The sequence below is a fragment of the Nonomuraea basaltis genome, assembly GCF_005893125.1.
In the GTDB taxonomy this organism is placed as follows: domain Bacteria; phylum Actinomycetota; class Actinomycetes; order Streptosporangiales; family Streptosporangiaceae; genus Nonomuraea; species Nonomuraea basaltis.
On record NZ_VCJS01000344.1, the window covers coordinates 1 to 9,508 of the forward strand.

General features: G+C 67.2%; 11 protein-coding genes. 3 read left to right on the plus strand and 8 right to left on the minus strand.

What is annotated here, in order from left to right:
* Nucleotides 1-182 precede the first annotated feature (182 nt).
* The gene (locus EJK15_RS64390) at nucleotides 183-632 is read right to left on the minus strand and encodes a hypothetical protein (protein WP_138720110.1); all 450 of its coding nucleotides are present in this window, start codon (nucleotides 630-632) and stop codon (nucleotides 183-185) included.
* Between the two features lie 498 nt (nucleotides 633-1,130).
* Here EJK15_RS64390 and EJK15_RS64395 point away from each other — a divergent pair, with 498 nt between their 5' ends.
* Nucleotides 1,131-1,520, plus strand: a complete 390-nt coding sequence (locus EJK15_RS64395; protein WP_171075329.1) for a hypothetical protein — start codon at nucleotides 1,131-1,133, stop codon at nucleotides 1,518-1,520.
* Nucleotides 1,521-1,583: 63 nt separating this feature from the next.
* Here EJK15_RS64395 and EJK15_RS64400 read toward each other — a convergent pair whose 3' ends face one another.
* Complete coding sequence (locus tag EJK15_RS64400) at nucleotides 1,584-1,931, minus strand: NUDIX domain-containing protein (RefSeq protein WP_276615595.1); 348 nt, start codon at nucleotides 1,929-1,931, stop codon at nucleotides 1,584-1,586.
* 282 nt (nucleotides 1,932-2,213) lie between these two features.
* Here EJK15_RS64400 and EJK15_RS64405 point away from each other — a divergent pair, with 282 nt between their 5' ends.
* Nucleotides 2,214-2,960 carry a class I SAM-dependent methyltransferase gene (locus EJK15_RS64405; protein WP_240778026.1) on the plus strand — a complete coding sequence of 249 codons (747 nt, stop codon included), beginning with the start codon at nucleotides 2,214-2,216 and terminating at the stop codon, nucleotides 2,958-2,960.
* 9 nt (nucleotides 2,961-2,969) lie between these two features.
* Here EJK15_RS64405 and EJK15_RS64410 read toward each other — a convergent pair whose 3' ends face one another.
* Nucleotides 2,970-3,518 (minus strand): hypothetical protein, encoded by a 549-nt coding sequence (locus EJK15_RS64410; protein ID WP_206062155.1) that lies wholly within the window; start codon nucleotides 3,516-3,518, stop codon nucleotides 2,970-2,972.
* The gene (locus tag EJK15_RS73850) at nucleotides 3,515-3,967 is read right to left on the minus strand and encodes a hypothetical protein (protein ID WP_206062157.1); all 453 of its coding nucleotides are present in this window, start codon (nucleotides 3,965-3,967) and stop codon (nucleotides 3,515-3,517) included. Before EJK15_RS73850 ends, EJK15_RS64410 begins: the two co-directional genes overlap by 4 nt.
* A gap of 198 nt (nucleotides 3,968-4,165) precedes the next feature.
* On the opposite strand from EJK15_RS73850, the gene EJK15_RS64420 reads away from it, so the two are divergent.
* Nucleotides 4,166-5,740, plus strand: coding sequence for a tyrosine-type recombinase/integrase (locus EJK15_RS64420; protein WP_206062159.1), 1,575 nt, complete (start codon nucleotides 4,166-4,168; stop codon nucleotides 5,738-5,740).
* Between the two features lie 351 nt (nucleotides 5,741-6,091).
* Here the strand turns inward: EJK15_RS64420 and EJK15_RS64425 are convergent, their stop codons facing one another.
* The 4 genes from EJK15_RS64425 to EJK15_RS72220 all read right to left on the minus strand — a co-directional run.
* On the minus strand, nucleotides 6,092-6,934 hold the full coding sequence (locus EJK15_RS64425) for an alpha/beta fold hydrolase (protein WP_138720115.1): 843 nt from the start codon (nucleotides 6,932-6,934) through the stop codon (nucleotides 6,092-6,094).
* Between the two features lie 4 nt (nucleotides 6,935-6,938).
* Complete coding sequence (locus EJK15_RS64430) at nucleotides 6,939-7,556, minus strand: dihydrofolate reductase family protein (protein WP_138720116.1); 618 nt, start codon at nucleotides 7,554-7,556, stop codon at nucleotides 6,939-6,941.
* Nucleotides 7,557-7,672: 116 nt separating this feature from the next.
* Nucleotides 7,673-9,214 carry an ISKra4 family transposase gene (locus tag EJK15_RS64435; RefSeq protein ID WP_138720117.1) on the minus strand — a complete coding sequence of 514 codons (1,542 nt, stop codon included), beginning with the start codon at nucleotides 9,212-9,214 and terminating at the stop codon, nucleotides 7,673-7,675.
* 75 nt (nucleotides 9,215-9,289) lie between these two features.
* The coding region (locus EJK15_RS72220) for a hypothetical protein (protein ID WP_206062161.1) at nucleotides 9,290-9,508 on the minus strand (219 nt) is incomplete at its 5' end.

The window sequence follows — 9,508 nt, forward strand, 5'->3', positions numbered from 1 at the left end:
CCAGTCATCGGCCATGTCGGCACTCCTGTCACCGGATGCTTACGTAGCTGTCGTCTTTCCGATCTTGAGGGATGCGCGCCGAACGGGAGCCCTGATCGGGTGGCCGCGGGGCGCTTCGCGCATGCGCCGAGGAAACACCGCCGCCTCGCACCGGTCAGTGTGGGACGGACGCGTTCGGCGGGTCAGTCGCAGAGATGGCCCCACGCTTGGTTGGGACGCCAGGTCTTCTCGCCGGAGGACGCACCCTTCCAACTGAAAGTCGCCACCACGGTGAAACTCTCCCCTGGAAAGCTGCACGGGTCGACGGTGACGGTGGCGGCCGAGTCCTCGGTGTCATGCCAGCCGTCGTAATCCTTCGCGGAGCGCACCGTCACATAGTCACTGCGGTTGGTGCGCAGAAGCTTCACGTTGGTGACCTTGACCTGGTAGCTGCCGCCACCGGCGACGTCGGTGATCTTCGCCCGCGCTCGGAAGGTGTCGGCGGTCTGGTCCCACACGACGGTGGCGCAGCGCTTGACCTGGGTGCCGTAGCACTTCCAAACCCAATCGCTTGTTGCGGACGCGGGCGACGGGGTGATGAGGATCGACGCGCCAAGCGCCGCGGCGACCAACGCGCCGGTAGTGCGGAACATGTGTCTCCTCTTTCTCTGGCCTCGCCCATGGACCTTAGGATCATCGCGGGCTTCGGACTTTGTCATTCATGCAGAGAAATTTGTCAGTAGTGCACCGCCACAAGTTGACCCCGCATCAGGCGAGCGCCCTGCGTGTGCCCGTCGAAGCCGTAAGGAGCTTCTGCGCCCCGCATAGCCACTCGTCGAGGACCTCTTCGACGGGCATGTCCTCGAGCCGCCAACGGGTGCATCACGAAATCTCCGGCATAGACAAGATCGGCCCGCAAGCAGCCAGGCAGCACACCACCAGTCTGCTCACCGAGCCGACCGCTGGATGACCTACGTGCCTAACATGCCTGACTGAGCATCAACCCGCTGACCAGCCTGAATGCTCAACAACCCAAGATAACCATCGAAACCACGGCCGAAGTAGTTCTTGTCGCCGATGAGAGTCTGTCCGTGGCGCCCTCGTTCTCGTCTCCGCAGGCACCCCTTGGACCACACCACCAGGAGGAACCAGTGTCATACCCGCAACAGCTCACCCCCGAGGAGAAACTCGCCGACGCGAAGAAGCAGCTGAGCCTCCCGCGTATCGTCGTGATCTGCGGCTCCACCCGTTTCATGACCGAGATGACCGAGGCCGATCTGCGGGAGACCAAAGCCGGAAAGATTGTCGTCAAGCCGGGTTGCGACATGAAGTCGCCGCACGAACTTTGGTCCGATCCTGTCGAGGCCGAGGCGCTGAAGGTTCGACTCGACGATCTGCACCGAGCGAAGATCCGGCTCGCTGATGAGGTGCTCGTAGTCGGCTACTACATCGGAGACAGCACCCGAACCGAAATCGCCTACGCCCGGTCGCTGGGCAAGCCCGTGCGGTTCACGCACCCCGAAGTCGACCCCGACGCCTGACCGCCCACCCCCACACCCTCCGCAGGCACCCCTTGGAATTGATCATCTAGATAACGATTGATGTCACGTGACGAGCACGGCGGTGAGCATCGAGAGATACGACTCATGGGCGAGACGCAGGCTGTCAAGGTCGGACGTCTCGAACCACGCCACAGCGTCGTGCTCGTCCGGCGCGGCGTTGACGGGTGTTCCGGTCCACCTGTCGATCACCCAGATCTGCATGTCGAACGTCGCGGTCCGGCTCTCATGCATCGGCGGGCTGCACGGCTCCGATGCCGTGATTCCCAACTCCTCCCGAAGCTCGCGGACAAGGCTCTCTTTCGGATCCTCCCCCTCCTCAACACGACCGCCCGGCAGGTCCCACACGTCGGGATACCAACGGCGTCCGGCGCTTCGATGACACAGCAACACCCGACCGCCGTCGATCGTTATCTAGGGTTGGAGGCCCCTTCCAGCAGGTCAGAGGATGATGATCTCGTCTTCCACGTAGTCCAAGTTGACCAAGCGCGGCCCGGACCCCAGAAGAACCGGGCGTGCGGAGAGCGCCTCGAGGTCGCAAAGAGAGCGTCGCGGCACTCCGACGGTGCTGATGTGACTACGGTTCGTGGCTATGCCATCTCAGTCAAACTCGGCAACCAGGTCGTATGCCTGTGTCTCCCGTGACTGATGGGCCACAATGGCCTGATGTCTGCTATGCCCGAGAAGTATGTTGAGGCCACATCTTCGTCCCGATTCAACGACTACGACAGGCTCGCTGAGGGATACACGGCCGAGAACGAGACCAGTATCCTCAACGCGTACTACGAGCGGCCCGCAATGCTGGAGCTTGCCGGGGACGTGACCGGACGGCGCATCCTCGACGCCGGCTGCGGCGCGGGCCCCCTGTTCTCCGAGCTGCGCGATCGAGGCGCCATTGTGACCGGCATCGACGCAAGCGCGGGGATGCTGGAGATGGCCCGACGGCGGCTGGGCGTCGACGCGGATCTGCAGGTCGCTGACCTGGCCAGCCCACTGCCCTTCGCTGACGAGGCGTTTGACGACGTCATCGCGTCCCTGGTGCTGCACTACCTGGAAGACTGGGGACCGACACTGGTGGAGCTGCGACGCGTGCTGAGGCCTGGTGGCAGACTTCTCGTCTCTGTCGACCATCCTTTCTCCGTCGCTCTCTTCCAGGCCATGGCCGGGGAAAAGCCCAAGTACTTCGAGACCCGTAATCGGACCGAAGAATGGACCATGGGCGGTCAGACCGCCCAGATGAGCTTCTGGAACCGGCCGCTGCACGCGATGACTGAAGCCTTCACCGCGGCGGGGTTTCGCATCAGCGTCATCAGCGAACCGCCGTTTGTGCCGGAAGCCCGTGAAGTGTTCCCCGAGGAGTTCCGCGAGATCACCGGCACGAGGTTCCTGTGCTTCTTGTTCTTCGTTCTCGAAGCCGGCTGACGGTGCCGGTCAGCCTGCGGTTTCAGTGAGACGGGCTTCCAGGGCGGCGATCATCTGAGCGAGCAGGCCGGTGTTGTCCTGCTTGACCACCTTGGGGCCGACCTTGTCGATGCCGGAGACCTTGGTGATGCACTCGTCGACGGCCTGGGCCATCGTGCCGAACTCCGTGCGGGCGATCGACTTGTCGTTGCCGGCCTCGAAGGTGGTGGCGCGGTGCATGTCTTTCATTGCGGTCATCGCGGTGCGGGCGGCGGACATCGCGTCGCGGACGCCGAATGCATCGCCCAGGCCCTGGCGCATGTAGCGGGTGACGAAGACCCGGCGACGGGCGGGGCTTTGCGATGGCAGGAATCTTTCCAGGCGATCGCCCCGGTTGGCTGCGATCACACGCGCGACCTTGACGGCCCGCCGCAGGCGGGGGCCGTCCTTGATGCCGACGCCGGCGGCGATGTCGGCGTAGCTGACCTCGCGGCCGTGGTTGCTGCGCAACCAGATCATCACGTCTGCGACGTCGGTCTCGGCGCGGGTCCAGCCCATTTCATCACGGCGGCGGCTCACAGGAATTTCCCATTCTCGTCCATGAACGCCGCGAGCGTGGCGTCGTCCAGAGCAGCGCCGGTGGCCATGTCACGGACGGCGGCGATCGCCGCCTCGGCGCCGTCACACAGCTCCGCGATGGCCTCGGCGCGGTCCGTGGTGAAGTTGATCTGCTGCTTGCTCAGCAGCGCCAGTGCCCGTGAGGCGGCCATGCGGATCTCGGCCATGGCGTTGAAGACGTCCATGGACGCCTCGGCCTGCGATCCCTCGCTGGCTTGGCGGGCTTGTGCGGCATAGGCGTCCCGCTCGGCGCGGATGACGTCGTCGTATTCGCGCTGCCGCTCGCTGGCGACCCCGGCGGCCGCGGCGCGGTCTTCAGCATCTGCGGCGGCCTGGCGGGCTTCGAACTCCTCCAGGGCCTCCCGCGCCGCCCTTCGGGTCGCCTCATCGGCCAGCAGAGCAGTCTTCACTGCTGTGGGATGTGTCATGACATAGGTGATAGCCGAAGGCCGGGTCCCGCTCTTTTCCGCTTCCTTCTCGACCGCATCACGCCGCTCGGTTGATAGGCCCGTGGCCTCCCAGCTGCGGTAGTAGCCGTTCTTGCCGTAAAAGGGGTACTCCCCGGTATCAGGAGGCTCGATGTTCGTGTCCGGGCATAGGGCGGCGGCATGCGGGACGACGCCGTCGGCGGCGAGCCGATTCCACGCATCCAACAGAGCCATGACCCGCCTGGGTGCAGTGCTGGCCCGGCGGGCGAACTCTCCGGCGCTGATGCGCCGGAAGGCGTTCAGGCCGCTCCGGGGCTGGTAGCCGATTCTCACGCCGGTGCCCTCGCCGGGCGTGACTCGCCTGGCGACCAGAAGGGCGAGCTTCCAAGGGCCTGTGCGATCCAGGGTGACGAACTCGTCGATGTCCGCCTGCAGGGCTTCCTCGCCGTCGTCGAGAGCCTCCTCGGGCGGGTCGGAGTTCATGCTGTCGCGAACGGCCTCTGCCGGGACATCCGTGCCGCCCTGGCCGGGGTCCGCGCCCTGGGGCTGACCCGGCCCGGCCAAGCTGCTGCGGGACTGCCCGGTGACTTCGCTGTTGAACGGGGTGACATCCCCGCCGATCCCGAACGCGGCGAACCCGGCCGGGACCTGCCAGCAGAGATCATGTCCGTGCTGTGTGCCAACCTCGACGCCCTGGAACCCGTCGAGATTCGGGTCGCCATCCAGATCGGCATCGACACCGGACGACGCCCCGAAGACATCATCGACCTGCCGCTGGACTGCCTCACCCGAGACAAGGGCGGGGCCGCGGTTCTGGTCTATGACAACATCAAGGCCAACCGGCTGGGCCGCCGACTGCCGATCAGCGACGGCACCGCGGCGGTCATCAGCGGCCAGCAGAAACGTGTCCGGGCGCAGTTTCCGACCACTCTGACACGTGAGCTGAAACTGCTGCCCGCACCACGCCGTAATCCCGACGGGCGCAGAGCCTTCACGATCGACACCCTCGATCAACGACACCGCGAGTGGATCACCGGGCTCGGCTCGCTGCGCACCCGCGACGGAGTCGAGTTCGACCAGGCCCGCCTCGTTCCCTATGCCTATCGGCACACCTATGCCCAGCGCCACGCTGACGCGGGCGTGCCCATCGACGTGCTCGCAGAACTACTTGATCATCGAAACCTCAACGTCACGCGCCGCTACTACCGGGTCGGCGAGGAACGGCGCCGTGACGCGGTCGACAAGGTGACCGCGATGTCCTTTGACCGGCATGGCAATCGGATTTGGCGCGACGCCCAGGCCCTGCTGGAGTCTGAGCACGCCCGATACGCGGTCGGGGAGGTCGCTGTTCCGTACGGAATCTGCACCGAACCGTCCAACGTGCAGGCAGGCGGTGGTGCCTGCCCGGTCCGTTTCCGCTGCGCAGGCTGTGACCACTTCAGAACGAATGTCTCCTATCTGCCCGACCTGACCGCCTATCTGGATGACCTGCTGCGCACCCGCGAACGTCTCTCTGCGGCCGTTGACGGTGTCGACGAATGGGCCCGCGTCGACGCCATCCCGACTCAGGAAGAAGTCACTCGGATTCGGCTGCTCATCAACCGGATCAAAGGTGACATCACCCAACTCTCCGCCGCTGAGCGGGCTCAGATCGACGACGCGGTCACCGTGATCCGCAAGCACCGTGCGGTGAACATCGGGATGCCATCGGCCCGCCTCCGCACGACCTCACCCGCAAGCGAGGCCCTCAAATGACCATCTCCAAAGGGTGTAGCTCGTTCTGAGGGAATTGCTGAACTGGGGATTCATGGTTCGGGGCCGTGTCAGATGGCAACGCTGCCTAGTACCCCGCCGTAGATCGTGATCTTGCTGGTGGGGCCGTGTGGTCGGGAGTGCCCCAGTTGGTTGTGGCCGCGCTTCCGTGATGACCACGACGTTCGACGTGGAGCGCTGACGGCAGAAGCCGTGGGTTCACGAGACATGGATCGAGAGAAGCATCCTGGACGACCTCGGGTTGGAATCGTGCCGATCGCGGGCGCGCGGCCGGATCGAGCCTCCGACGTCCACGCTGCGTGGAGGCCAGACCCGCGCGGCACCCGCCGTCCTCTATCCGAGCGTGAGCATCGCCTCGGTGACCTCGCCGACCGCCGCAGGGGGGATCGCGGTGGCGGCCTCCTTGAGGACGAGCAGCCGTGCCCCCGGGATCTCGCGCGCGATCGCCTCGCCGTTGCCGACGGGGAAGAACCGGTCGCGGGGGCCGTGGACGACGAGCGTGGGAACCTCGATCTCGGGCAGGCGCTCGCGCCAGCGGGGTTTGCAGTCGAGCCTGGAAAACACCATGCCCATCTGGTTGGCCATCTGGACCGGGGATGCGGTGCCGGGCGTGCGGTCCCAGATGCGCGCAGCGATTGCGCGCGCGGCGACGGGGTCGTCGCCGAGGATCTCCGCGCCGGCGGCGGCGAACTCCGCAACCGCCTCGCGGTCGGTCCAATCGGGCATCGGACGCGCGAACAGCCGGCGCATCGTCGCCTGGTCATGGTCGGGGAGGTCATCGTCGGGCGGGCCAGGGGCAACCGCGCGGGTGCCGACCAGGGTGAGCGCCGAGAACGCGCCCGGATGGTCGAGCACGGCCACCTGGGCGACCATCCCGCCGACGCCGATCCCCGCGAGGTGCGCAGGCCCCCCGCCGAGCGCGTCAGCAAGGGCCGCCGCGTCGGCGGCGAGGCCGCGCAGGGTGTAGGCGGGCGCCTCCGGATCCGTCGTCGTCGACTCCCCGCTATCGCGCAGGTCGTAGCGCACCACACGGCGCCCGCCAGCGGCGAGGCGCTCGCAAAGCGCGTCGGGCCAGGAGAGCATCGTCGTCCCGCCCGCGAGCAGGACGAGTGGCGCGTCGTCGTCACCGAACGACTCGATGCCCAAGGCGATCTCATTGGCGTTGACAGTGGTCATCGGATCACCGGGAGACGTCGTAGGTCAGGTGCGTCGCGGTCGATGTCGAGATCACGCTCCGCTGCACCAGCGTGCGCGGCGCTTCGCTGGTGAACAGCGGTGTCCCGGCGCCCAGCACGATGGGCGCGAGGTGCAGCGTCAGCGCGTCGACCAGCCCGGCGTCGAGCGCGGAGCCGATCGTGGCGCCGCCGCCCATGAGGATGACGTCGAGGTCCTTGCCGCTGTCCGACGACGCCGCCTCGGCTCGCTTGCGCGCGGCGGTGACGGCGTCGGGCAGCCCGGTGGTGATGAACGTCCAGTCGAGGCCGGTGAGCCGCACGGACTCCGGCGGCGCGTTCGTCACGACGACGAACGCGGGCTTGCCGACCTCGCCGGCGCCGTAGCCGACGTTGTCGTCCCAACCTTTCGGCCCGTCGACCACGTCGAAGAGGTGACGGCCGAGGACGACGGCGCCCGAGCGGGCTGCCGCCTCGCGCAGGACCCGGCGGTCGTCGGGGTCGTCGGAAAACGCCCACGTGTGCAGGGCCTCGCCGCCGGTGCCCAGACCGTTGTCCGGGCTGGGGTCGGGCCCGGTGACGAAGCCGTCGAGAGAGACCGAGATGTCAGCGATGATTCGAGTCATGCCAGGGCAGACCCGATCCGCCGCCCAAACTCATCGCTCACGCACCCCCGACTACCTCAGACGCATATGCACGGGCCAAAAGTATGGGTGTGGCTGCTTCTGACGGGCCGAGCTGATCAGGCGATGAGCTGGTAGTCGTGCTGGCCGTGGACGCGTTGATGTTCTTGGCCGAGGTGATGGCGCCAGTATTCGGGCAGATCGTTGTTGGTGATGAGGGCGCGGAGTTTCAGGATGGCTTCGGCTCCGGCAAGGCCCCAGCGGGCGCCGGTGATGTCGAGGCGGTCGGCGATGAGGTGGCGGCAGGCGCCTTCAATGACGCCGGTCGCGATGGGCCAGCCAGCGGCCAGGGCCTGGTCGTAGCGGAGGAACTCTGCGTGATCGGTCAGGTAGCGGATGCAGGTGTCGATGCCGTCTCGCCGGTCGGTGGGCAGGTGCGCGGCCTGGGTGTCGAGGTCGGTGATGACCTGGCGTGTGTGTCCGGCCAGGAGGGCCAAGGCGTGGGTGGCGACCCAGTCCTCGGCCGCGGGATCGGCTGGCCGGTGCAGGCACCACGCACTGGCCCAGAGCTTTTCGATGACGTGAATGAAATCGATGACGATGGTGATGGCCGCACTGCGGCGGATGGCCTCGGCGCGGATGAGGTCGCGCTGGTGGCGGGCACCGTCGATGAGCACGATCCAGGCGCGAGCATGGCGGGGATCGCGGGCTTCGGCCTGGTCGAACAGGGCAGCGATCACCTCATCCGGGTCGTTGATCACCGAGCCGCACAGCCATTTCCCGCTCGCGTGCGGCCCTGGCTGTGGCCTGCGTTCGCCGGCGCGGCCGCCGGGCAGGGCGATCACATCGTGTGGACGACGCGGCGCGGGCTGGGCGTCGTAGAGGGCACCGAGCGTCGCCATCCGCTTGCGGCACGACTTCTGACCGGCCGCAAGGCGGGTCCGGAACGTGCGGGTGGCCCGGGCAGCCGCTTTCGCGGTGCCCGGGCGAAGCGCCTCGGGCCGCATCACCACGCCCTTAGCGTCACAGCTGAGCACCAGCAGCTCATCACGGGTCCGCGGCACCGGGATGCGCTGCCGATAAAAGGCGTCGATATCGACGGCGGCGGCCTGGACCAGGCGTTGCAGCTGCCGTTTGCCGAGCACGTTCCCGCACCGGGCGGTAATCGCGGCGTGAGCGGCATCGAACGAACCCCGGACCGCTTCGGCCACCGCCAGGCGGGCCAGTCCGTGGCTGTGCCGACCCACGGGCAGCGACAACGCGCTGTCCGCGGGATAGACGTTCGGCAGGCCGGGAGCACGCCAGGCGCACCGCGTCACGGTCACCGTCCCGAAGACGGTGGCCAGCAGCCGGTGATGCCGCATCTCCACCCGCCGCCGCGGCAGGCCATCAGATCCCACCACCGCCGCGACCCCACCGATCCCGGCCCCACCGATCCTGGCTTCGGCGACGGCGTCCTGCTCACGTAGCGCCCGCAGGTCCAGATGGGCCTGCAACAACAGCCGCAGCAGCTCACGGCCCTGCTGCTCGATCACCTCCTCAAGCCGATCATGCGTGAAGGACGCGGTCTGGGGGCCGGCGAGCTGTCCGAGGAGACAGTTGAAGGTTCTGATCGCCGCTGCAAAGACGTCAGCGGCCGCGTCTGCACAGTACGGTTCCACCGCAGGGCTCTTCTCGTGGGCGGTTTCGACTGGTTGGCACCTTCGAACCTCCCTGGCAGGAGAGCCCCGCCGCAATCACTGCGGCGGTGAGGACCCGATGCCATCACCGGAACCAGCCGGCCCCCTCTTCGACGCGCGGCCGGTCACCTGCGCGGCCACCTGCTCGGTCACCACGAACAAGCCAGCGCCCACCTCCTCCAGCCAACCGCGCTCGACCAGCCGTTTCAGCTTCGACCGCAGCCCCTCCCGCGTCGAGGCCGCATCCCGCAGGCCCATCGCCACCAGCAGCTGCCC